The organism is Mycobacterium sp. NGS48 (assembly GCF_059812585.1).
On record NZ_JCALCY010000006.1, the window covers coordinates 182,055 to 208,488 of the forward strand.

Below are 26,434 nucleotides of genomic sequence, written 5' to 3' on the forward strand. Positions count from 1 at the left end.
GTCAACGCCGCGCGGTTACCCCACTCATGCAACTCGGTGTGCTCATCGTCATCGAGCAGATCCAGCGATAACAGTCGGCGGGTGGTGTCGGGGCTCATGATTGCTGCACCGAATCGTCGGTCATGGCCACCAGCACCCGTTGGAAGCGGTCGATGACTTTTCGGACCCGTTTGGCGTCGAACACGTCGGTGTCGAATTCGACGCGGACCACCAGTTCGGTGCCGGGCATAGCCTGCAGGGTCAGCGGGTAGTGGTTGTATTCGCGGCCGTTGAACTCGGTTATCGCCAGCCCGTTTGTGGTGAGGTTAGCGGCGGTTTCCACCGGAAAGTTCTGGTACACGAAAAGCGTGTCGAAGAGTTGCTCGTGGCCGGTGGCACGGTGAATCTCGTTGAGCGCCAAATGCTGGTGATCCAGCGTGTCGGTATGCCGGCGTTGCAGGCCGTCGAGCAGGTCGGCGATGGTGGTGTCCGGGGTGATGGTGGCCCGAACGGGCACGGTGTTGATCAGCAAACCAACCATCGATTCCGAGCCAGTCACCTCGACCGACCGCCCCGAGACGGCAACACCGAATACGACGTCGTGTTGGCCGGTCAGCCACATCAGCACTTGTGCCCAGGCGGCTTGCAGCACGGTATTGGCGGTCGTGTGGCAGCTGCGGGCCAGCTCGTTGACAGCGCCGGTGGTCTCGGCGGGCAGCCGGAAGGTTTCGGTGGCTCGCCGTCCCGGTCCTGATCGGCCGCTCGGCGCCACCAGAGTCGGAGTGTCGAATCCGGCCAGGACTTCCCGCCAGGCGGCGTGGGCGGCATCGACATCTCGATCCGCCAGCCAGGTGACGAACCGTCGGTAGGACCCGGCAGCGGGCAGCCGATGCTCGTAGTAGCTCGCGAAGATCTCCTGGAGCAGGATCGGCAGCGACCAGCCGTCGAGCACGATGTGGTGGTAGGTCAGGACGAAGTGGTGCTCACCATCGCCGGTATGGATTAGCGCCGCGCGGAAGGCCGACTGAAGGACCAAGTCGCAGACCGCGCCGCGTTCGGCGGCGCACAACCGCTGAATCTGCTCGTCGATGTCGGCGTTGTCGGCGGCAATGTCGAGGTATTGCCACGGAACGTTGGGTTCGGCGCAGATGATCTGCACCGGTTCGTCGAATTGCTGGTTGAACCGGGCAGCCAAGTTGGGGTGGCGGTTGGCCACCGTTTGCACCGCCCTGCGAAGCCGGTGGGCTTCTAGAGGGCCGGTAATGGTGACGTCGAGCTGCATGGCGTAGAGGTCGTCTTGGTCGCTGCCGCTGGTGGCGTTGGCGTGGAATAGCAACCCCTGCTGCAGCGGAGTCAGCGGCAAGATGTCCGCGATCCGGTGTTGCCGGCTCAGCTCGTCGATCTGTTGTTGGGTCAGCCGGGCAGGGGTGATATCGGACGGGGTCAGGCCGCCGCCACCCTGGCGTACGTGCTCGCAGATACCGGTCAGAGCGTCGAACCACAGCTGGCTGAGTCGGCTGATCTGATTGTCGTCGAGCGCCGACGGAGCCCAGGTCCAGCTGGCATACAACTGGGGTCCGGCGTCGGTGTCGACGGTACTGGCGTTGAGTTCCACCGTGTGCGCCAGTGGCATAGGTAGTGCCGCCGCGGCGGCGCTGAACGACGCCCCATCGTGGCTGACCTGCCACAGTTGGGCGGCGACCTCCGCTTCGACGGCCGCGGCGGCACCCAGCCTGCCGAGGTAGTTGAACCCGACGGCGGGGTCGGCGCCGGTGAGGCTGATGTCGGAGTTGAGGTAGCGCAGCAGCCCGTACGTCAGTCCGTCAGGTTGGCCGCGGAGTTGCTCCTTGGCGCTCTTGATCACCGGGCCCAGCTTCGCCTCGCCGGCCACTACCTGAGACCAGCGCGGTCCGGCGACGTTCAATGCCACCGGGTACTTGCTCGTGAACCAGCCCACGGTGCGCGACAGATCGAGATCGGGGGCGAGTTCGTCGTGGCGGCCGTGGCCTTCGACGTCGATTGCCACAGGTGTGTCGGTGTTGTTCAGCAATTGGGTCAACGCTAGTGCGTAGGCGATCAGCAGGATGTCTTGTATCCCGGCGTGGAACGCTGCTGGGACTTCACCGAGCAGCATCTGGGTGGTCTCGATATCCAGTGATGCCGTCAGGTGTCCAGCATTGGCGTAGGTGTCCAACTCGGGTTGCACCACCGGCAGCACGGGCGGGACCGCTAATACTTCTCGCCAACCGTCGGCCTGATCGGCCACCGTGGCCGCATGCGCGTGGTCGGCCAGCAGGGCCGCCCACCGGGCAAACGATGTTCCGGTCACCGGCAAGGACACGGGTTGTCCGTGGTGGTGTTGGGCCCAGGCGATGTTCAGGTCTTCCAACAAAATCCGCCACGACACCGCATCCACGGCCAGGTGGTGAATGATCAGGGCCAGCTGACTTGTCGAGGTCGCCCACAGCGCGCTGACCATCACCCCGGCCGCCGGATTTAACGCCGAGCGGGCCGCCACCAGCGCCTGATCAGACACCACGTCCACCACGTGCACGTGCGGTCGCACCGATCCGGCCTCGGGTACCTGCAGCGACCACCCTTCGGCATCGTCGACGGTGACGCGGCAGCGCAGCATGGCGTGGCGATCCAGCAGGGCCTGCAACACTACTTCTACGTCGGCCTCGCTGACTCCGGCCGGGGCTTGGACCACCACCGTCTGGTTGAACTGGTCCACCTGCCCGCCAGCGGTTTCCACGTCATGCAGCCACGCGATGATCGGCGTGCTCGCCACCGGGCCAACACCCTCATCGACCGGGCCGCTATCTCCGCCGGTGACCGTCACCACCTGTGCCAGCCGGGCCACGCTCTGTTCGACGAAGATGTCGCGCGGTCGACACACCACACCGGAGGCCCGGGCCCGCGCCACCACCTGCATCGACAAAATGCTGTCCCCACCCAAATCGAAGAACGAGTCATCAACCCCAACCCGCTCCAACCCCAACACCTGGGCATAGATGCCAGCCAGGATCTCCTCGATCGCATCGCCCGGGGCGCGGTAACGCTCGATGTCCTGGTAGTCGGGTGCCGGCAGCGCGCGGGTGTCGAGTTTGCCGTTGATCGTCAACGGCAACGTGTCGAGCGCCACCACTGCGGTAGGCACCATGTAGGCCGGCAGTCGCTCGGCGAGTGCGGTGCGCAGATCGGCGGGATCGGTTGTTCCGGTGACATAGCCCACCAGGCGTTTGATGCCCGGTTGGTCCTCACGCGCGATCACTACCGCCTGCTCGACACCGCCCAAACCCGCGAGGGCGGTCTGGATCTCACCAAGCTCGATGCGATACCCGCGGATCTTGACCTGATCATCCGCGCGGCCCAAATACTGCAGCTGCCCGTCAGCGCGCCAACTCACCAAATCCCCGGTGCGATACATCCGCTGTCCGGCCCCCTCGGCCCCGCCGAACGGGCAGGCCACGAACCGGGATGCCGTCAACCCCGACCGCCGCAGATACCCACACGCCACACCACTGCCGGCCACATACAACTCACCGATCACCCCGGCCGGCACCGGGCGCAGCCACTCATCGAGCACACACACCGCCGCCGTCGACACCGGCGCCCCAATCGGTGCTGCCCCCGACCCCGCCACCAGCGGTGCGCTCATCGACGCGTACACCGTGATCTCAGTCGGGCCGTAGGCGTTGATCACCACCCGCCCGGGCGCCCAGCGATCCACCACCTCAGCCGGACACGCCTCACCGCCCAACAGCAACGCCACCGACTCCAACCCCAGCGGCGACAGCAGATTCACCGCCGACGGGGTCTGGGTCAACACATTGACCCGCTGGCTGACTAGCAGCGCATGGAACTCATCAGGGGAACCGACCACCGACTCGGGCACGATCACTAACCGGCCCCCACCTAGCAGCGCCGCCCAAATCTCCCACACCGAAAAGTCAAACGCATACGAATGGCACTGCGTCCACACTTGCTCTGCCGGCAGGCACTTTGGCGTGGACCGCCCCAAGTGGACCAGATTGTGGTGGGTGACGGCGACACCCTTGGGGACACCGGTGGTCCCCGAGGTGTAAATCAGGTACGCGAGGTCCTGCGGCGCCGGATCGGGTAACCCCGTACACGGGTAACTGTCCATCTTCGGGTCATCGACGTCGACGACCGTGACGTCATAGCCCTCTAGGCGCGAAGCGAGGGCCACAGTGGTGATAACTGCGACCGGCCCGGCGTCAGCCACCATGAACGCGATGCGCGCCTCCGGCAGCGCCGGGTCGATCGCCAAATAGGCTGCCCCAGTCTTGAGTACCGCCAGCATCGACACGATCGCTTGCGCCGAGCGCTCCAACAACAACCCCACACACTGCCCCACGCCCGCGCCCCGGTCAGAGAGCAGGTGCGCCAACTGATTGGCGGCCTCGTCGAGTTCGCGATACGTCAACGAACGGCCGTCAAAGCTGACCGCGACCGCCTCCGGAGCACGCGCCACCTGGGCGGCCAACAACGCCGGAACCGACACCGGTGTGCTCGCCGACACCGCCAACGCTGCCCGGTTACCCAGCTCCTCCAACCGCGCGTGCTCACCGTCATCGAGCACATCGATCGACGACAGTCGCTGATGCGGGTCGGCGGTCATCGCCGCCAGCACCCGCTCAAAGCGGGTGATCAGCGCTTGGATGCTGGCCGGGTCGAACACATCGGTGCGGAATTCCACCGTCCCACCGATGCCCGCCGGCGCACCGCTCTGGGTGCGACGCTCCGCCAACGAGAAGCTCAGATCCATTCGGGCGGTGTGGGTGTCGGCCGGCAGCTGCGCCACCGTCAGATCACCTAACGCCAATTCAGGACCATCACTGTCGTGACCGGGCACGTTCTGCCATGCCAACGCCACCTGCACCAGCGGATGATGAGTCAGGCTTCGGGCGGGGTTGAGCCGCTCTACCAACACCTCGAAAGGCACATCCTGATTCTCGTAGGCGGCCAGGCTGCGCTGCCGCACCTGGGCCAGCAACTCGGCGACGGTGGGATCGCCACCCAGATCGATTCGCAGCACCAAGGTGTTGACGAAAAATCCGATCAACTCATCCAGGGCCGGATCACGGCGCCCGGCGATCGGGAACCCCACCGCCACATCAGAACTCGCGCTGAGCCTACCCAGTAGTACGCCCAGCGCGCCCTGCATCACCATGAAACTCGTCGCGTTATGTTCACGGGCACACTGGGCCACCTGCTGCTGCAACTCGGCGCACCAGTTCAGCGCCATCGTGGCCCCACGCGAATCGGCCACCGCCGGATAAGGCCGATCGGTGGGCAATACCAAACGCTCGGGCATCCCGGCCAAAACATCCTGCCAATAACCCAACTGGGTGGCGATGCGGCTACCGCTGTCGTCGAGGTCACCGAATTGGGCGCGCTGCCACAACGTGTAATCGATGTACTGCACCGCCAACGGCGACCACGTGGGGGCTTGCCCGGCAGAACGGCTGGCATAGGCCACCCCCAAATCGGCCACCAGCGGGGTGATCGACCAGCCGTCGGCAGCGATGTGGTGCACCACCGCCGCCAACACATGCTCCTCCTGCGTGACGCGGAAAAGCCTTGCCCGCAATGGAATCTCACCGGCCAGGTCGAAGGTGTAGCGCGCCAAGACGCCGATGGCCTCCTGAAGGGCGCTTGCCGACCATCCGGTGGCATCGACCACGTCCCAACCGAAGTCGGTCCGCTCTGCAGAAACGACTAACTGCCGCGGCACCCCTTCGACCGCTGGGAACAGCGTGCGCAGGCTTTCATGGCGGGCCACCACGTCGGCCAGCGCCGCACCCAACGCGTCGACATCCAGTGCCCCGCTGATCCGAAGGGCCGTCGGCATGTTGTAGACCGGCGAGGGCCCCTGCAATTGGTCCAGGAACCACAGACGGGATTGGGCAAACGACAACGGAATCACCGTCGGCCGAGGGCCGGCCACTAAAGCCTCCAGCCGATCCTCACCCGCACCGATACGCGGTGCTAATTGGGCCACCGTAGGCGCCTCGAATACGGTGCGCACCGGAAGACCGGCATCCAAGGACTTGTTGATCGCGGCGACTAGACGCATCGCCGACAGCGAATCTCCACCCAGATCGAAGAATGAGTCATCGACGCCAACCCGCTCGAGTCCGAGGACCTGGGCGTAGATGCCGGCCAGGATCTCCTCGGTAAGGGACGCTGGCGCGCGATAGCGATCGACGTCCTGGTAATCCGGCGCAGGCAAGGCTCGGGTGTCGAGTTTGCCGTTGACCGTCAACGGCAACGCGTCCAACACGATGACTGCGGCCGGCACCATATACGGGGGAAGCCGGTCAGCCAATGCGCTTCGCGACCCGGCCGGATCGACCGCTCCAGGCACCGACTCGGTCACATAACCGACCAGGCGTTTGGTGCCCGGTTGGTCTTCGCGGGCGATGACGACCGCCTGCTCGACCTCGTCCAAACTTGCTAGGGCGCTTTGGATCTCACCGAGCTCGATGCGATACCCGCGGATTTTGACCTGGTCATCCGCACGGCCCAAATACTGCAACTGCCCATCAGATCGCCAACACACCAAATCCCCGGTGCGATACATCCGCTGCCCTGCCCCACCGAATGGGCAGGCCACAAACCGGGATGCGGTCAACCCCGACCGCCGCAGATACCCACACGCCACACCACTGCCGGCCACATACAACTCACCGACCACCCCAGCCGGTACCGGTCGCAACCACTCATCGAGCACAAACAGCGCCGCCGTCGACACCGGTGCACCAATGGGCGCCGCCCCCGAACCCGCAACCAGTGGCGCGCTCATCGACGCATACACCGTGATCTCGGTCGGCCCGTAGGCGTTGATCACCACCCGCCCCGGCGCCCACCGATCCACCACCTCCGCCGGGCACGCCTCCCCACCGAGCAGCAACGCCACCGACTCCAACCCCTTGGAGGGCAGCGCGTTGACCGCCGACGGGGTTTGAGTCAACACATTGACGTGCTCACCAATCAGCAAGTCGTGGAAGTCATCCGGTGAAGCCACCACCGACTCGGGCACCACCACCAGCTGGCCCCCACCCAGCAGCGCCGCCCAAATTTCCCACACCGAGAAGTCAAACGCATAGGAATGGCACTGGGTCCACACCGGCGCCGCCGGCAGCTGTGCAGGGGCCGACTGCGCCAGGTGGCCCAGATTGCGGTGCGTCACCGCCACACCCTTGGGCACACCCGTAGTGCCCGACGTATAGATCAGATACGCGATGTCCTCGGGCACCGGATCCGGCAAAGCCGTGCACGGGTAACTGTGCAGCGCGGGGTCGTTGATGTCGATGACCGTGACGTCATGACCATCAAGCCGCGCCGCCAAAGCAGCAGTGGTGAGCACCGCGATCGGCGCCGCATCGGCCACCATGAACCCGATGCGCGTCGCCGGCACCGCCGGGTCGATCGCCAAATACGCCGCGCCAGTCTTGAGCACCGCCAACATCGACACAATCGCCTGCGCCGAACGCTCCACCACCAACGCCACACACTCACCGCGGGCCACACCCCGGTCACAGAGTAAGTGCGCCAACCGATTCGCCGCCTCATCCAGCTCGCGATAGGTCAGCGAACGGCCCTCAAAGCTGATCGCTACCGCCTCCGGGCAGCGCGCCACCTGGGCGGCGAACAACGCCGGAACCGACACCTCGGCAGGCGCCGGCTGGGACATAACCGCGCGGTTGCTGAGCACATCAAGGCGGGCGTGCTCAGTTTCATCCACCACATCGATCGACGACAGCCGCCGATGCGGGTCGTCGGTCATCGCCGCCAGCACCCGCTCAAAGCGTGCGATCAACGCTTCGATACTGACCGAATCGAACACGTCAGTACGGAATTCCACCGCTCCGCCGATCCCGGCCGGCGCACCGGTCTGCGTCCAACGTTCCGCAAGCGAGAAGCTCAGGTCCATGCGGGCGGTGTGGGTGTCTACGGGCAGTGGCGTGACCTCGAGATCACCCAGGACTAGCCCTGCTGCCGGGTCATTGTCTTGCCCGCGGAAGTTCTGCCAGGCCAACGCCACCTGCACCAGCGGGTGATGGGTCAGACTGCGGGTCGGGTTGAGCCGCTCGACCAACGCCTCGAAAGGCACGTCCTGGTGCTCGTAGGCGACCAGACTTTGCCGTCGCACCTGGGCCAGCAGCTCCGCCACGGTGGGGTCACCGGCCAGATCGACGCGCAGCACCAAGGTGTTGACGAAAAACCCGACGAGCTCGTCGAGAGCGGGGTCGCGGCGCCCGGCGATCGGGAACCCAACCGCCACATCAGAACTCGCGCTGAGCCTGCCCAGCAGCACCGCCAGCGCGGCCTGCATCACCATGAAACTCGTTGCGTTGTGCTCACCGGCCATCGCGCGTACCCGCTGCTGCAACTCCGTCGGCCAGTCCACCGTCACACTGGCGCCGCGCTGATCGGCGACCGGCGGGTAGGGCCGATCGGTGGGCAGCTGCATGCGTTCCGGCAATCCGGCCAGCGCATCCTGCCAGTAGGCCAGCTGCCCGGCGATACGGCTTTCCCTGTCGTCGAGATCACCCAGCTGGCCGCGCTGCCACAGCGTGTAATCGACATACTGCACTGCCAACGGCGCCCAGTCCGGGGCGTGCCCCGCACACCGGCTGGCATAAGCCACACCCAAGTCCGCCACCAACGGCGTCAACGACCAGCCGTCCGCAGCGATGTGGTGCACCACGGCCACCAGCACGTGCTCATCGTCGAGAACCCGGAAAAGCATTGCCCGCAAAGGGATTTCGGTTGCCAGATCAAAACTGTAGCCAACCGTGGCGTCGACGGCCTCGGCCAGCCGGCTGGCCGACCATCCGGTGGCGTCAACGAAGTCCCATCTGATGTCGGCCCGATCGACGGGGATTACCACCTGCTGGGGTGTTCCGTCGACGGCCGCGAACAGGGTCCGCAGGCTTTCGTGGCGGCCCACCACATCGGCCAGCGCCGCTCCCAGCGCGTCGGCGTCCAGGTGCCCGTGCAGCTGCAATCTGACCGCCATGTTGTAAACCGCTGAGGGACCCTGCAATTGGTCGATGAACCACAGCCGGTTCTGGGCGAACGACAGCGGAATCACCTCGGGCCGCGGCCCGGCCACCAGCGGCTCCAACCCCCCCGCGCTCTCGCCGATACGCGGTGCCAGCTGAGCCACCGTGGGCGCCTCGAACACCGTGCGCACCGGAAGGTCGGTATCCAGTGCGCTGTTGATCGCCGCGATGAGCCGCATCGTCGACAGCGAATCCCCACCCAGATCGAAGAACGAGTCATCGACGCCGACCCGCGCCACACCCAGCACGCGGGCGTAGATGCCGGCCAGGATGTCCTCGACTGCGCTGGCCGGGGCGCGGTAATGGTCGGCGCCATAATCCGGCGCCGGGAGCGCGCGCGCGTCGAGTTTGCCGTTGACCGTCACCGGCAGCGCCGCCATCGCCACCACTGCGGCGGGCACCATGTAGCCCGGCAGTCGTTCGGCCAATGCGGTACGCACCGTGATCGGGTCGGCGGTCCCGGTGATGTAGCCCACCAGGCGTTTGTCGCCGAGGCGGTCCTCGCGGGCGATCACCGCCGCCTGCTCGACGCCCTCCAGCGCAGTCAACGCAGACTGGATTTCGCCCAGCTCGATGCGGTACCCGCGGATCTTGACCTGTTCATCGGCACGCCCGAGGTAGTCCAGCTGGCCGTCGGCGCGCCAGCGCACCAGATCCCCGGTCCGATACATCCGGGTTCCGGGCTCCCCGAACGGGCAAGCCATAAATCGAGTTCCGGTCAACCCGGCCCGACGCCAATACCCAGCCCCGACCCCGGCACCGGCCAGATACAACTCCCCGACCACGCCCGCCGGCACCGGCCGCAGCCATCCGTCGAGCACAAAGAACGCGGCCCATGCCACCGGTGACCCGATCGGGGGCGCCCCCGACCCCGCCGCCAACGGCTTACTGGCACAGAGCCACATCGTGGTCTCGGTCGGGCCGTACACGTTGACCATCACCCGCTCGGGGGCCCACCGGTCCACCAGCTCGGGCGGACAGGGCTCCGCGCCGATCACCAACGCCGCCGACTCCAGGCCCTGCGTGGAGAGCACGCTCACCGCAGACGGTGTCTGGGTCAGCACGGTGACTTGTTCGCGCACGCACAACGCGTGGAAGTCCTGCGGTGAGCGCGCCACCTGCTCGGGCACCACCACCAACCGACCACCGTGCAGCAGCGCACCCCAGATCTCCCACACCGAGAAGTCGAACGCATAGGAATGGAACTGTGTCCACACCTGCCCCGGCGCCAGCGGCACACCGATCTGCAGCCCGTTGAACAGCTGCGTCACGTTGCGCTGGGCGACCGCCACTCCCTTGGGCACCCCGGTGGTACCGGAGGTGTAGATGATGTGGGCCAGGTCGTCGGGAGCCGGCCCCGGCGGCGCAGTGCTGGGCTGAGCACCGACCCGCGGGTCCTCGACGTCGATCACCAGCAGCTCATGGCCGTCGAACCGGTCAGCCAGCCCGGCGATGGTGAGCGCGGCGATCGGTGCGGCATCGGCGAGCATGAACTCGACCCGCGCCGCCGGCAACGCCGGATCGATCGGCAGGTAGGCCGCGCCGGCCTTGAGCACCGCCAGAATCGCGACGATCCCCTCGGCCGATCGCGGGAACAGCAGCGCCACCCGCTCCCCCGGGCCCGCGCCCTGGCTGGCCATCAGGTGCGCCAACCGGTTCGCGGCCTCGTCGAGTTCCCGGTAGGTCAGCGACCGGTCCCCGCAGACCAGCGCCACCGCCTCGGGGGTGCGGGCGGCCTGGGCGGCGAACAACTCCGGCACTGACGTCTCGGGCACCGGTCGGGCCAACACCGCCCGGTTGCCCCAGTCGTCCAGGCGGGCGTGCTCGGCTTCGTTCAGCACATCCACCGACGTGAGCGGCCGTCCCGGGTCGGCGGTCATCGCCGCCAACACCGTCGTGAACCGCCCGATCAGTGCTCGAATGCCGTCCGCCTCGAACACGTCGGTGTCGTACTCAAGGCGAAGACCCAATTCGCGGCCCGGCTGGGCTTGCACGGTCAAGGGGTAGTGGGTGGATTCGCGGAAGGCGAGCTCGCTGATCGCCAACTGCTGGTCGTCCGACGACGCCGCGATGTCGATCGGGTAGTTCTCGTACACCAACAGGGTGTCGAACAGTCGATCCTGACCGGCGACGCGGTGAATGTCGCTGAGTGACAGGTGCTGGTGCTCGAGTGTGTCGTTGTGGGCGCTTCGCAGTTGGTCCAGCAGGTCCGCGGTGGTGGTGGCCGGCGTGAAGGTCGCCCGCACCGGCACCGTGTTGATCAGCAGGCCCACCATCGACTCCGCGCCGGCCACGTCGGTCGGCCGGCCCGATACGACGGTGCCGAAGGCGACGTCATGCTGGCGGGTCAGCCAGCACAGCAGCCGCGCGAAGGCGGCCTGCAGCACGATGTTGACAGTGGTGTGGTGTGCGCGCGCCAGCTCGCCCAGTGCCCGGGTGGTCTCCTCGGGCACCTGGAACGATTCGATACCGCGCTGCCCGAGCCGTAACGGATTCGGCGGCCCGACGAGGGTGGGGGTGTCGAAGCCGGCGAGCACCTGACGCCAGGCCGCATGGGCGGCATCGAGATCTCGGTCGGTCAGCCAGGTGATGAAGTCGCGATACGGCGCGCCCGCCGGCAGCCGCTGCCCGTAATAGCTGGCGAAGATCTCCTGCAGCAGGATCGGCAGCGACCAGCCATCGAGCACGATGTGGTGATTGGTCAGCACAAACCGGTGCCGCTCTGCTGCGACGCGGATCAGTGCTCCTCGGAAGGCCGGGGCGTGGGCCAGGTCGCAGACCGCGGCGCGTTCGGCGGCGCAGAGCCGCTCGAGTTCCTCGTCGGGGGCGGCGTCGCCGTCGAGGTCGAGATAGCGCCACTCGATCGCGGGAGCGGCCGGAATGAGCTGCACCGGCTCGTCGAAGGCTTGGCTGAAGCGGGCCACCAGGTTCGGATGCCGGTTGACCACCGTGTGCACCGCATCGTGCAGCCGGTGCGGGTCGAGCGGGCCGGTCACGGTGATGTTCAACTGGGCGGCGTACAGGTCGTCGCTGGCCGGCGCGGTGTTGGCGTGGAAGAGCAGGCCCTGCTGTACCGGGGTCAGCGGCAGCACGTCGGCGATCGGGTATTGCCGCTGCAGCTCGTCGAGTTGCTGCTGGGTCAGCCGGGCGGGTGTGATGTCCGACGGGGTCAGTCCGCCGCCGCCGTTGCGCACGTGGGCGCAGATGCCGGTCAGCGCCTCGAACCAGAGTTGGCTCAGCCGGGTGATTTGCCCGTGGTCGAGCGCCGAGCGCGCCCACGTCCAGCCGGCGTGCAAGTGCGGGCCGGTATCGGTGTCGACGGTGCCGGCGTTGAGTTCCAAAGTGTGTGCCAGCGGCATAGGCACTGCCGCGGCCGTGGCGGTCATTGCTGGACCGTCCGGGCAGATCAGCCACATGTCGCCGGATCCGCCGCCCGCTGGGCCACCCATGCGGCCCAGATAGTTGAAGCCGATCGGCGGGTCCGCGCTGTGCAGGTCGGCCTCGGGGTTCAGATAGCGCAGCACGCCATAGGTCAACTGGTCCGGCAGGGCCCGAAGCTGCTCTTTGGCGTCTTTGATCACCGCGCCCAGTGCCGCGTCGCCGGCCACCACGTGCGCCCAGGACAGTCCGCCGACGGCCAGCGACACCGGGTATTTGGCGGTGAACCACCCCACCGTCTGGGACAGATCGACGTCGGCGCCCAACTCCTCGTGGCGCCCGTGCCCCTCGACGTCGATGCCGATCGGCGTGCGGCCGCTGGCCAGCAACTCGGCGACCGCCAACCCGAATGCGATCAGCAAGATGTCCTGCACTCCGGCGTGGAACGCCGCGGGCACTTCTTCGAGGAGCATGCGAGTGGTGTCGGCGTCCAGCGACACCGACAACTGCCCGGCGTTGGCGAACGTGTCGACCGCGGGTTGCACCGCCGGCAGCGCCGCCGGGGCGGACGCGATCTGCTTCCAGGAGTCCGCCAGTTCCAGAACGTCCTGACGCTGCGCGTAGTCGGTCAGCAGCGACGCCCAGCGCTGGAACGACGTGCCCGCCGCCGGCAACGCTATCTGCCGGCCGCTGCGATGCTGGGCCCAGACAATGTTGAGGTCGCCCAGCAGGATCCGCCACGACACTCCGTCGACGGCCAGATGGTGAATCACCACCACCAGCTGATTCGCCGAGACCAGCCACAGCGCGCTCAGCATCACCCCGGCGGCCGGGTTCAACCGCGACCGCGCCGCCACCAGCGCCTCATCGGATAGCGCGTCCACAATTTGCAGGCAGCCGCCGGCGTCGACCGACCCCGGCTCGGGCACCGTCAACGACCACCCGCCGGCGCCGTCGTCGTCGACGCGCAGCCGCAGCATGGCATGCCGGTCCAGCAGGGTCTGCAGCACGACGATCACGTCGGCCTCGGTCACGCCCGCCGGAGCCTGCACCACCATCGTCTGGTTGAACTGGTCCACCGGGCCGTCGACGTCACGCAGCCACTCGATGATCGGGGTAGCCGGCACCGGGCCGACACCCTCGTCGATCGCGCCACCCGTGCCGTCGGCCACTCCGGCGACGCGGGCCAATCGGGCCACGGTCTGCTCGACGAAGACGTCCCGCGGGCGACACACCAGGCCGGCGGCCCGGGCCCGGGCCACCACCTGCATCGACAGAATGCTGTCCCCACCCAGGTCGAAGAATGAGTCGTCGACGCCGACCCGCTCCAGCCCGAGCACTTCGGCGTAGATGCCGGCCAGCACTTCTTCCACCGCGTCGGCCGGGGCGCGGTACCGGTCGCCGTCGCGATAGTCGGGCGCGGGCAGTGCGCGAATGTCGAGTTTGCCGTTGACCGTCAACGGCAGCGCGTCCAGCACCACCACCGCGACGGGCACCATGTAGGCCGGCAGCCGCTCGGCCAGCGCGGCACGCACCCCGGCGGGGTCGACCGCGCCGGTGACGTAGCCCACCAGACGTTTGTCGCCGGGACGGTCTTCGCGGGCGATGGCCACCGCCTGCTCCACGCCGTCCAGCCCGGCGAGAGCGGCCTGGACTTCACCGAGCTCGATGCGATAGCCGCGGATCTTGACCTGCTCGTCGGCGCGGCCCAGGTATTGCAGCTGTCCGTCGGGGCGCCAGCACACCAGGTCCCCGGTGCGATACATCCGCGTCGGCCCGCCGAACGGACACGCCACAAACCGCGATGCGGTCAACCCGGTCCTGCCCAGGTAGCCATATCCCAGCCCGGCACCGGCCACATACAGTTCCCCGATCACACCGGGGGCCACCGGGCGCAACCGCTCGTCGAGCACGAACAACGCCGCCGCGGGGACCGGCGAGCCGATCGGCACCCCCGACCCGGCGGTCAGCGGCGCACTGATCGCCACGCACATCGTCGTCTCGGTGGGCCCGTAGGCGTTGATCATCACCCGTCCGGGAGCCCACTGCTCCACCACTTCGGCAGCACAGGCTTCACCGACCACCACCAGCGCCGCCGATTCCAAGCCCTCGGTCGGCAAAACTCTTACGGCAGAAGGGGTTTGGGTAAGCACGTCGACGTGTTCGCGAACCAGCAATGCGTGGAAGTCTTCTGGTGAACCCGCCACGTCCTCGGGTACCACCACCACTCGCCCACCGCGCAGCAGCGCACCGAAGATCTCCCACACCGATACGTCGAAGGCCAGCGAATGGCACTGCGGCCACACCCCGGCGCGCGGCAGCCCGGCGTCGAGCGTCTCCAGCAGTTGCGTCACGTTGTGGTGAGTGATCGCAACCCCTTTGGGCACGCCGGTCGTGCCCGACGTGTAGATGAGGTACGCGACGTCGTCGTGACTCGGTGCCACCGAGGTCGTGCCGCGTCCGGCGTCGACGGCGACATCGTTGATATCGATGACGAGCAGGTCGGTGCCGTTTAGTCGCGAGCGTAAGCCGGCGGTGGTGATCACCGCGATCGGCGCGGCGTCGGCCAGCATGAACGCCATCCGCGCCGCCGGCACCGCCGCGTCGATCGGCAGATACGCCGCCCCGGACTTGAGCACCGCCAGGATCGCGACGATCGCTTCGGCGGAACGGTTGAACAGCAGCGCCACGCACTGTCCGGGGCCGGCGCCCTGTTCGATGAGCCTGTGCGCCAACTGGTTTGCGGCCTCGTCGAGTTCGCGGTAGGTCCACGAACGGTTGCCGCAGGTGATGGCCACCGCGTCGGGGGCGCGCGTCACGTGCTCGGCGAACAACGCCGGAATCGACACCGGCCTGGGCGCCGGGCGGGTCAGCGCCGCCCGGTTACCGATCGCATCGAGGCGGAGGCGTTCATCGGCGTCGAGCACCTCCACCGTCGACAACCGTGCGGTCGGGTCGGAGGTGATGGCGGTCAACACCCGTTGCAGCCGCGCGAGCAGGGTCTCGATGGTGGCCGGGTCGAATACGTCGGTGCGGAATTCCACCGTCCCGCCGATTCCGGCGGGCTCGCCGGCTTCGGTCCGTCGTTCCGATAGGGAGAAGCTCAAATCCATCCGGGCGGTGCGGGTATCCACCGGCATCTGGGTGACCTGCAGATCCGCGAACGCCAACCCGGCAGCGGGATCGTCGAGGTTATTTCCGGGGATGTTCTGCCACGCCAGCGCCACCTGCACCAGCGGGTGGTGGGTCAGGTTGCGGGCCGGGTTGAGCCGTTCGACCAGCACTTCGAACGGCACGTCTTGGTGCTCGTAAGCGGCCAGGCTGCGCTGCCGCACCTGGGCCAGCAGCTCGGCGACGGTGGGATCCCCGGCCAGATCGACCCGCAGCACCAAGGTGTTGACGAAGAACCCGACCAACTCGTCGAGTGCGGGGTCGCGACGCCCGGCGATCGGGAACCCAACGGCCACATCCGAACTCGCGCTCAGCCTGCCCATCAGCACCGCCAGGGCCGCTTGCAGCACCATGAAACTCGTCGCGTTGTGCTCGGCGGCCACCCGGGCGATCTGTTGCTGTAGTTCGACAGGCCAGTGCAGGGCGATCGTCGCGCCGCGCTGATCGGTCATCGCCGGATAGGGCCGATCGGTCGGCAGCGCGAGGCGTTCGGGCATTCCGGCCAACGCATCCTGCCAGTAGGCCAGTTGGGTGGCGATGCGGCTACCGCTGTCGTCGAGATCACCGAACTGGGCACGCTGCCACAGCGTGTAGTCGGCGTACTGGACCGCCAGCGGTGCCCAGCCGGGGGCTTGCCCAGCGCACCGGCTGGCGTAGGCCACGCCCAGATCGGTCACCAGCGGGGTGATCGACCAACCGTCGGCGGCGATGTGATGCACCACCGCGGCCAATACGTGTTCGTCGTCGGTCAGGTGGAAAAGACGTGTCCGCAAGGGGATTTCGGCGGAGAGGTCGAAGGTGTGCAGCGCCGCGGTCTCGATGGCCTTCTGCAGGCGGCTGGCCGGCCAGCCAGTGGCATCGATGACATCCCAGCCGAATTCGGCGCTTTCCGGGGTCACCGCCACCTGACGGGGGATGCCGTCGGGAGCGGCGAACAGGGTGCGCAGGCTTTCATGGCGGGCCACCACATCGGCCAGCGCCGCTCCCAGCGCGTCGACGTCCAGTGGCCCGCGGATCCGGAACGCGGCTGTCATGTTGTAAACCGGTGACGGCCCCTGCAGTTGGTCCAGGAACCACAACCGGGATTGGGCGAACGACAACGGGATCACCGCGGGCCGCGGGCCGGCCGCCAACGGCTCCAGCCGATCTTCGTCGCCCCCGATGCGGGGTGCCAGCTGGGCCACCGAGGGCGCGTCGAACAAGGTGCGCACCGCAATGCCGGCATTCAGCGATTTGTTGACCGCGGCGATCAGACGCATGGCGGAGAGCGAATCGCCGCCTAGGTCGAAGAAGGAGTCGTCGACCCCGACCCGGTCGAGCCCGAGCACATGGGCATAGACACCGGCCAGGATTTCCTCGACCGGGCTGGCCGGCGCACGGTAATGATCGCCGGCATCCAGGTAATCCGGTGTCGGCAGAGCGCGGGTGTCGAGTTTGCCGTTGGTGGTCAGCGGCAGCGCCTCGATCCCCAACACCGCAGCCGGGACCATGTAGGTCGGGAGCGACTCCGCCAGCTGCGCGCGGATCTCGGTTGGGTCGGCTTCCCCGATGATGTAGCCGACCAGTCGTTTGTCGCCAGGGCGGTCTTCGCGGGCGATCACCACCGCCTGCTCGACGCCATCCAGGGCTGCTAGGGCTGCCTGGACTTCACCGAGCTCGATGCGGTACCCGCGGATCTTGACCTGCTCGTCGGCGCGCCCCACAAACTGCAACTGCCCATCAACACCCCACGAGACCAGGTCGCCGGTGCGATACATCCGCTGTCCACGCGTACCGAACGGACACGCCACAAACCGTGAGGCGGTCAGTCCCGTCCGGCGCCAGTACCCGCAGCCCACCCCGGCACCGGCCACATACAGCTCACCGACCACACCCGCCGGCACTGGACGTAACCAGGCATCCAGCACAAAAAACACCGCTCCCGCCACGGGCGAGCCGATCGGTGGCACGCCCGACCCCGCCGCCAATGGCGCACTCACAGACGTGTACACCGTGGTCTCGGTGGGTCCGTAGGAGTGGACCATCACGCGTCCGGGAGCCCATCGATCCACCACCTCGGCCGGGCAAGTTTCACTTGCCGCCACCAAGGTCACCGAATCCAGCCCCTGCCGCGACAACGTCGCCACTGCGGACGGTGTCAGGATGAGCATGTCGACGTGTTCGCTGACGAGCAAGGCGTGCAAGTCTTTCGGTGAGCGGCCCACCGACTCGGGCACCACCACCAGCCGTCCACCATGCAACAGCGCGCCCCACATCTCCCATGCCGAGACGTCGAAGGCCAATGAATGCCACTGCGACCACACCCGCCCCGAGCCCGCCGGCATGCCGCCATTCACTGACTCCAACAGCTGGGCCACATTGTGGTGGGTAATGGCCACGCCTTTCGGGACGCCGGTCGTGCCCGAGGTGTAGATGATGTAGGCGATGTCATCGGGAGTTGGTCCCGGTAGTGCGATGTTGGGTTGGGTGTCGATGGCTGGGTCGTCGACATCGACGACCTGCACGTCAAATCCATCCAGTCGCGACCGCAGCCCGGAGGTGGTGATCGCGGCGATCGGCGCGGCATCGGCCAGCACGAACCCGAGGCGCGACTCCGGTAGCGCCGGATCGATCGGCACATACGCCGCCCCGGTTTTGAGCACCGCCGCAATCGAGACGATCGCCTCGGCCGAGCGGGGCAACAACAGCGCCACACTTTCGCCCGGAGCCGCCCCACAATCGGCCAGCAGATGTGCCAACCGGTTGGCGGCCTCGTCGAGTTCGCGGTAGGTCATGGAACGGCCATCGCAGCTGACCGCCAACTCGTCGGGAGTACGCGCGACTTGTTCGGCGAACAACGCCGGAACGGATGCCGTGGTCGTAGACCGGGTCAAGGCCGACCGGCTGCCCCAGCTGTCCAAGCGGGCATGCTCAGCCGCATCGAGCAGATCCATCGCCGAGAGCCGCTGCCCCGGCTCGGCGGCCATCGCCACCAGCACCCGCTCCAACCGCTCGATCAGGGCTTCGATGCGCTCGGCGTCGAAGACGTCGGTGTCGTATTCGACGCGAAGATCCAATTCGCGGCCCGGCTGTGCCTGCACCGCAAGGGGGTAGTGGTTGGTCTCGTGGAACGTGAACTCGGCGATGGTCAACCCGTCGGTGCCCATCGGCGCGGCGGTGTCGATCGGGTAGTTCTCGAAGACGAAAAGCGTGTCGAACAGGCTTTCCTGACCGGTGAAGTGGTGGATGTCGCTGAGCGCCACGTGCTGGTGTTCGAGCGTGTCGTTGTGGGTGTTTTGCAGCTGGTCGAGCAGGTCGGCGGTGGTGGTCGCCGCTGTGAACGTCGCCCGCACCGGCACCGTGTTGATCAACAGACCCACCATGGACTCCGCGTCCGCCAACTCATCGGGTCGTCCCGAAACGGCAACGCCGAAGGCGACGTCGTGCCGGCCGGTCAGTGCGGCAAGTAACCGAGCCCAGGCGCCCTGCAGCACGATGTTGACGGTGGTGTGGTGCGAGCGGGCCAGCTCGCCAAGTGCCCGGGTCGTCTCTTCCGACAAGCGGAACGATTCAATGCCTCGCGGGCCGAGCCGTGGCCGCCCGGGCGGGCCCACCAAAGTAGGGGTGTCGAAACCGGCGAGCACTGCGCGCCACGCCGCGTGGGCGGCGGCACGGTCTCGACCGGCCAGCCAGGTGACATATCTGCGGTATGGCGGAGCGGCGGGCAGCCGATGGCCGTGATAGCCGGCGAATACCTCCTGCAGCAGGATCGGCATCGACCAGCCGTCGAGCACGATGTGGTGCGGGGTGAGCACCAGCCGGTGCCGGTCGTCTGCGATGCGGATGAGAGCGGCCCGGAAGGCGGGCTGGTCGGTGAAGTCGCACACCGCCGCGCGTTCGGCGGCGCGCACCCGTTGGATCTGCTGGTCAACGTCGGCAGCGGCGACGTCGGAGTCCAGTTCGATATAACGCCAAGGCGCGACGGGATCATCAAGAATGATCTGCACCGGCTCGTCGAACTGTTCGCAGAAGCGGGCTGCCAGGTGGGGATGGCGGTGGACTACCGCCTGCACGGCATCGTGCAGCCGGTGTCGGTCGAGCGGGCCGCTCAAAGCGATGTCCAACTGCATCGCATACACATCGTCGGCGGGTCCCTGCGCGGTTCTGGTGTGGAAGAACAGACCTTGCTGCAGGGGGGTCAGCGGCAGCACGTCAGCGACCCGATGGTGCCGGCACAACTCGTCGAGGTGCGATTGGCGCAGTCGCGCGGGCGCGATGTCCGACGGTGTCAGTCCGCCACCGCCACGTCGCACCAGGGCACAGATGCCGGCCAGCGCCTCGAACCACAGCTGGTTCAGCCGGGTTACCGCGGCGCGGTCCAGCGCCGAGGGCGCCCATGTCCAGTCGGCATGTAAGTGTGAGCCGGTGTCGGTGTCGACGGTGCCGGCGTTGAGCTCCACAGTGTGCATCAACGGCAGCGGCACCGCAGTGGCCGCGGCGTTGAACGAGAGGCCCGGTTGGCTGAGTCGCCACAGGTCATCGGAGAGCTCTGCGGCCGCCGCACCCAGCCGCCCGAGATAGTTGAATCCGATCGCGGGGTCGGACCCGCTCAGCTCCACATCGGAGTTCAGGTAGCGCAGCACACCGTAGGTCAGGCCGTCGGGCAGGGCCCGAAGCTGCTCTTTGGCGTCTTTGACCACCGTGCCCAGGGCCGCATCGCCGGCCACCACCTGCGTCCAGCGCGGGCTCGCCACGGTCAACGACACCGGGTACTTGGTGGTAAACCACCCCACCGTGCGGGACAGGTCCACGTCGGCGGCAAGCCCCTCTTGGCGCCCATGGCCCTCGACATCGATGCCGATCGGCGTACCGGGGTGGCCGAAAAACTCCGCCGCCGCTAATCCGAACGCGATCAACAGGATGTCTTGCACCCCGGTATGGAACGCCGCGGGCACCTCGCCGAGCAGCATGCGGGTGGTCTCGGCGTCCAACTCCGCCGACAGCCGCCCGGCGCTCACATACGTGTCGACGTCGGCATGAACCGCCGGCAGCGCAGCCGGGGTTGCCGCGACCTCCCGCCAGACGCCCGCGTGGGCAGCCACTTCCGGGTCACGGGCACGCTCCGCCAGCAGCTTGGACCACCGGGCAAACGACATCCCGCCGGCAGGCAGGGCGATGGGTTGGCGGTTGTGATGTTGGGCCCAGGCGATGTTGAGGTCCTCCAACACAATGCGCCACGACACCCCGTCAACGGCCAAATGGTGCACGATCAACGCCAGCTCGCCGGTCGCGGAGGCCCAGAGGGCGCTGAGCATCACCCCGGCGGCCGGCTTCAACCGCAACCGGGCCGCCACCAAGGCCTCGTCGGTCAACGTCGCCACCGACAGCAGGCAATCACCGGCATTTACCGACTCGGCTTGCGGCACCGTCAGCGCCCATCCGCCGTCGCCGTCGTCCTCGGCTCGTAGCCGCAACATGGCATGCCGATCCAGCAACGCCTGCAGCACAACCACCACGTCGGTATCGGTCACCCCCGCTGGCGCCTGCAGCAGCACGGTCTGGTTGAACTGCTCGACCGGGCCGTCCACTTCTCGCAGCCACCGCATGATCGGCGTCGCCACCACCGGGCCAAGGCCCTCGTCGACGGGGTGATCCGCACCGGCGGCGGCCGCGACCACCCGGGCCAGGCGGGCCACCGTCTGCTCGACGAAAATATCGCGTGGACGACACACCAGACCCGCCGCACGGGCCCGGGACGCCACCTGCATCGACAGGATGCTGTCGCCGCCCAGCTCGAAGAATGCGTCGTCGACCCCGACCCGATCGATGCCCAGCACTTGGGCGTAGATGTCGGCCAGCAGCACCTCGGTGGGGTTGGCCGGGGCGCGGTAGCGATCGACATCCTGGTATTCCGGTACCGGCAAGGCGCGGATATCGAGTTTGCCGTTGACGGTCAGTGGGAATCTGTCTAATGCCACCACTGCGGCCGGCACCATGTAAGCCGGCAGCCGTTCGGCCAGCGCGGTACGTAATTCGGCCGGGTCGGCGGGTCCGGTCACATAACCCACCAGGCGCTTGTCGCCGGCCCGGTCTTCGCGGGCGATCACCGCGGCCTGCCCGACGCCGTCCAGCCCGCCCAGCACCGCCTGGATTTCACCGATTTCGATCCGATAGCCGCGGATCTTGACCTGCTCGTCGGCGCGCCCCACGTACTGCAGCTGCCCGTCTGGACCCCAACACACCAGGTCGCCGGTGCGGTACATCCGCATTCCTGGCTCTCCCGGATCTGCGAACGGACTGGCCACGAATCGCGACGACGTCAGCCCGGACCGACCGACATACCCATAGCCCAGCCCGAGACCAGCCACATACAGTTCACCGACCACACCGGTCGGTACTTGGCGGAGCCACCTATCGAGCACGAAAAAACCCAGATGCGCCAACGGCGCCCCGATCGGGCTGACAGTGCTGCTGATATCGCCGAGGCCGATCTCGCGAAACGAGGCGTGCACCGTCGTCTCGGTGATGCCATACATGTTGATCAACCGCGGCAGACCCGGATGATTCTCCACCCACGATCCGAGACGCTGCGGTTCCAGCGCCTCGCCGCCGAACACCACCGCCTCGAGCTTGAGCTGAGAACCCGACTCAGGTGTCAGCGCGTCGACGGTTTGCAGTGCATAGAACGCCGAGGGGGTTTGGCTCAGGATGCTGACTTGCTCAGTGACCAGCAGGGAGTGCAGCTCTTCGGGTGAGCGGACCACCGAATCGGGCACCACCACCACGCGCCCGCCACGCAGCAGCCCGCCGAAAATCTCCCACACCGAGAAGTCGAACGCCAGCGAATGACATTGTGTCCACACCTGGCCTGCCGACAGCTCCAGGTCAGCGTCCAGCGCCTCGAGCAACTGGATCACATTGTGTTGAGGGACTGCCACGCCTTTGGGCAGCCCGGTAGTCCCCGATGTGTAAATCACATAGGCGATATCGTCGGGGCGTGGCACCGGCAGCGGCGTGCTCGGTTGGGCATCCACCACAGCGTCATCGACAGCGATGACCGACAACTCGAAACCAGCCAGTCGATCGGCCAGATCCGACGTGGTGACCGCGGCGACGGGTGCGGCATCGGTGAGCACGAATTCCAGTCGCGCATCGGGTACCGCCGGATCGATCGGCAGATAGGCCGCCCCTGTCTTGAGCACCGCCAACATCGATGCGATCGCCTCGCCCGATCGGGAAGAGAACAGCGCCACCGACTGGCCCGGACCCACACCCCGACCGGCCAACACGTGCGCCAACCGATTCGAGCGTTCATCAAGCTCTTGATAGGTCATGCCGCGGCCGTTGCAGCTGATTGCCACCGCTTCGGGAGCACGCGCCACCTGGGTGGCGAACAACGCCGGAATCGACGCCCTGGCCGGCGCCGGACCAATCAACCCCGCGCGGTTGCCGACCGCATCGAGGCGCGCGTACTCGTCGGCCTCGAGAACATCGAGCGCCGACAACCGCCGAGTGGCGTCCGCGGTCATGGCCATCAACACCCGTTCCATGCGGTCCGCCAAGCCCCGCGCATCGCAGTCGGCAAATAGTTGTCCGACACCGGTTGTGCTGAGAAAAAGCTGGTCGTCGTTTCTGATAATGACCAGCCCAAACTGGTCTAGCAGTCCGGTGTGGGTCACGATCCCAGTCCCGGCGGCACCGGCAAGATCCGCTAAGCGCGTCGTGGGAATAAAATTGATGGTCGCCCTATTCGACGGCTGTCCAAGGTCCTGGATATGCGACCTGTGCTCAATAGTGCGCACCGGGAACCGCTGATGCTCCAGCGCTTCCCGTACTTGTTTGTCGACGTGTTCACAAAAGTCGGCAACTGTGGTCTCCGGTGAAGGTTTCAGCACCAGCGGCACCACCCCCGAGACCATTCCGGGCACAAACAGTGCCTCTGGACGCACTCGCCTGCTCACTGGAAAATCGAGCACAACCTCCGAGCCGCCGGCGTCGTACCCATGCACCAGCAGCGCGCAGGCCGCGGTGATCACCGACGCCCGGCGTAGTCCCAATGCGTGCGACAACTGGCGGGCTTTGGCAATGACGGTTGGATCCAGTTGAACGGGCTCAGTGGGCACGTACTCGCGGGGTTGATCACCGGTGCCGCCATGCGCCAACCCATAACCCGGTTCGCGTTCACGCGGACGGTTCCCTTCCCAGTAAGCCTGATCATTCAGATACTCGTCGGAAGCTTCATATTCCAACTCGCAATCAATCAGATTGCTCAGCGATCCGAAAATGGCAGGAGGAATCGGCGCACCAGTAGCTAACGCAGAATAAACGCCGGCAATCCGGTGACAAAGGAGACCAATGCCGATTCCGTCTATGGCTATGTGGTGGCAACAAACGAAAAGATAGCACTCATCTACTCGCGTCTGGAATAAGGCGAATTTGAACAGTGGACCATTGAGTGGCATCGGAATGCGTTGAATCGACGATGCCAAACGGTAGACTTTTTGTACAGGATGCGCCGAGCCAACGAGGTCGTAGCGGGCAAGCTCAATATCGGGGTAATCGACAACTTTTTGAAAAAGCTCGCCATCAGCCTCGAAAAATGTCGCTCTGAGTGGCTCGGCTTCGTGCACCACGTGCTGAATCGCCGATTCCAGCAAATCGGGCTCGATTCGGCCCTCGATTCGGCCGAACATGCCAATTTGCCACTTGGTACCGGCCAGCCCCGCTTCCTGCGAAAGCCATATGTCGCGTTGTCCGCGCGTCAGCGGCAGTGTGTCACGGTCTTGCCTGTCCCCCCGAACAACCGGGTTCACTTGCCAGGAGCCAGCGCCGCTGCCAGCCCCTCGCGCAGACTCCTCCGTCGAACGTCAGCCCAGTTCTGCTCGGTGTTGTCCACACACGCCGTGCGGTCCGATTCGCCGTGAACCACCCGCCCGCCAGACGGCAGCTCAGCGAAGACCGATGACCAGCGGTGCTGCTCCCCTTCTGTGACCGAGACGAAAAAACCGCCATTGTCGTCGTGAAACGGATTAATGGTCACCGATACCCCATACCTCGCAATCGACCCCTGTTGAAACCCGCCCAAGACCATAGTGGAGGCCGCCAGGCATGTCCGGAGTTTGGACAAACTCCGGGTGTGACCTACGGCTCAGTAATAGTGCGTTGGGCTGGCCTAGGTTACCTCAGGCGAAGCGACACACCGAATTGACCGCCCCACCGCAGCGGTATCAGGAGCGTCCAAACTCTAGTTCGGAAATGGCGCCTTCTGTTCAATCAGCGCCATGACTGCGGGTGACCCGTATCCACATCGAACCGCAGCGTCAATCAGTCGGTACAGCCGAGTGCGATCAGCCCGGCGATCTTCGCCAATACCTGATAGCTACGATCGGCGGGTGACCGATACCGCGTCTACCACACTGCCGCCCGGACCTCCGCTTCCCCTGTTTGTGCAGTCCATATTGATGTTGCGCTACGGATTGCGCTTTTTGACCGCATGTCAACGTCGCTACGGCGACGTGTTCGCGGTGCGTGAACCGCTGCGGGGCACAATGGTGTATCTCGCGAATCCCGCCGACATCAAGACGGTGTTCGCCGGGGATCCGCGAGTATTTCATGCGGGCGAAGCGAACTCGATGTTGGGCGGGCTGCTCGGTGAGAGTTCGCTGTTTGTCCTCGACGAGGACGAGCACCGCGACCGGCGTCGTCTGATGATGCCGGCGTTTCATCGCGACGCCGTGGCGCACCAGGCCGGCCAGATCGCCGAGATCGCTGCCGCGAACATTGCCGGATGGCCGGTGGGCAAGAGCTTCCCGGTGGCGGCCAAGATGACCACGATCACCCTCGAAGTGATCCTGCGGACCGTCATCGGCGCCACCGACCCGGCCCGGTTGGCCGCGCTGCGCAAGGTCGTTCCCGCGCTGCTCTATCTGAGCCCGTGGGAGACACCGGCGATTGCGAACCCGAACCTGCGGCACCGTCGCCCGTGGCGAGGGCTGGGCCGGCGATTCGCAGAAGTCGACGCCCTGCTTTATGCCGAGATCGCTGAACGTCGCGCCGACCCCGACCTGGGTGACCGCGCCGACGTGCTGGCGATGCTGATCCGCGCTGCCGACGCCGACGGGCGCGGGATGGACGACCGCGAGCTGCGCGATCAGCTCATGACGTTGATCGGGGCGGGTCACGAGACCACCGCGTCGACGCTGGCCTGGGCGCTGGAGCGGCTGACCCGCCACCCGACCGCGCTGGATAAGGCGGTGCGGGCTGCTCGCGCCAGTGCGGCCGGCGATCCGGCCGGCGACGAGTACCTCGAAGCGGTGGTGAAGGAGACACTGCGGATCCGCCCGGCGGTATTCAGTTCGGCCCGGCTCCTCACCGAGCCGACCCAGGTAGGGGGCTACCGACTGCCGGCCGGCACTATAGTCAACCCGGCGATCGGGCTGGTGCACGCGAGCGCCGAACTGTATCCAGATCCGGACGGGTTCGAGCCGGAGCGGATGATTGGCGCCACCCTGAGTCCGACCACCTGGTTGCCGTTCGGCGGCGGTACCCGCCGCTGCCTCGGGGCCAGCTTCGCCATGGTCGAGACGCGCGTTGTGCTGCGTGAGATCCTGCGACGGGTCGAGTTGAACACCACCACGGCAGCCGCCGAGAAGCAAAAACTGAAGCATGTCACCTTCGTGCCGCATCGTGGCGCGCGGATCGAAATCCGTGCGGCCAACAGCGTCGCGCCATCATCGCAGGCGACGGAGAATCCGCAGTGTCCTGCCCACGCGCACGGCGTAACACCGCGGAGCGATTCGCCGCCCCGGTAGCGCCGTAAATGCCTTGTG

General features: G+C 66.6%; 3 protein-coding genes. 1 reads left to right on the forward strand and 2 read right to left on the reverse strand.

Going from position 1 to position 26,434, the window contains the following annotated elements; all coding sequences use genetic code 11:
• Positions 1 to 94: 94 nt before the first annotated feature.
• Positions 95 to 24,418 carry a non-ribosomal peptide synthase/polyketide synthase gene (locus AC5Y42_RS13900; protein WP_499898881.1) on the reverse strand — a complete coding sequence of 8,108 codons (24,324 nt, stop codon included), beginning with the start codon at positions 24,416 to 24,418 and terminating at the stop codon, positions 95 to 97.
• On the reverse strand, positions 24,415 to 24,645 hold the full coding sequence (locus AC5Y42_RS13905; protein ID WP_499898883.1) for an MbtH family NRPS accessory protein: 231 nt from the start codon (positions 24,643 to 24,645) through the stop codon (positions 24,415 to 24,417). The genes AC5Y42_RS13900 and AC5Y42_RS13905 overlap by 4 nt, the downstream gene beginning before the upstream one ends.
• A gap of 352 nt (positions 24,646 to 24,997) precedes the next feature.
• Between AC5Y42_RS13905 and AC5Y42_RS13910 the strand changes: the two genes are divergently transcribed.
• Positions 24,998 to 26,416 (forward strand): cytochrome P450, encoded by a 1,419-nt coding sequence (locus AC5Y42_RS13910; protein WP_499898884.1) that lies wholly within the window; start codon positions 24,998 to 25,000, stop codon positions 26,414 to 26,416.
• Positions 26,417 to 26,434: the final 18 nt, after the last annotated feature.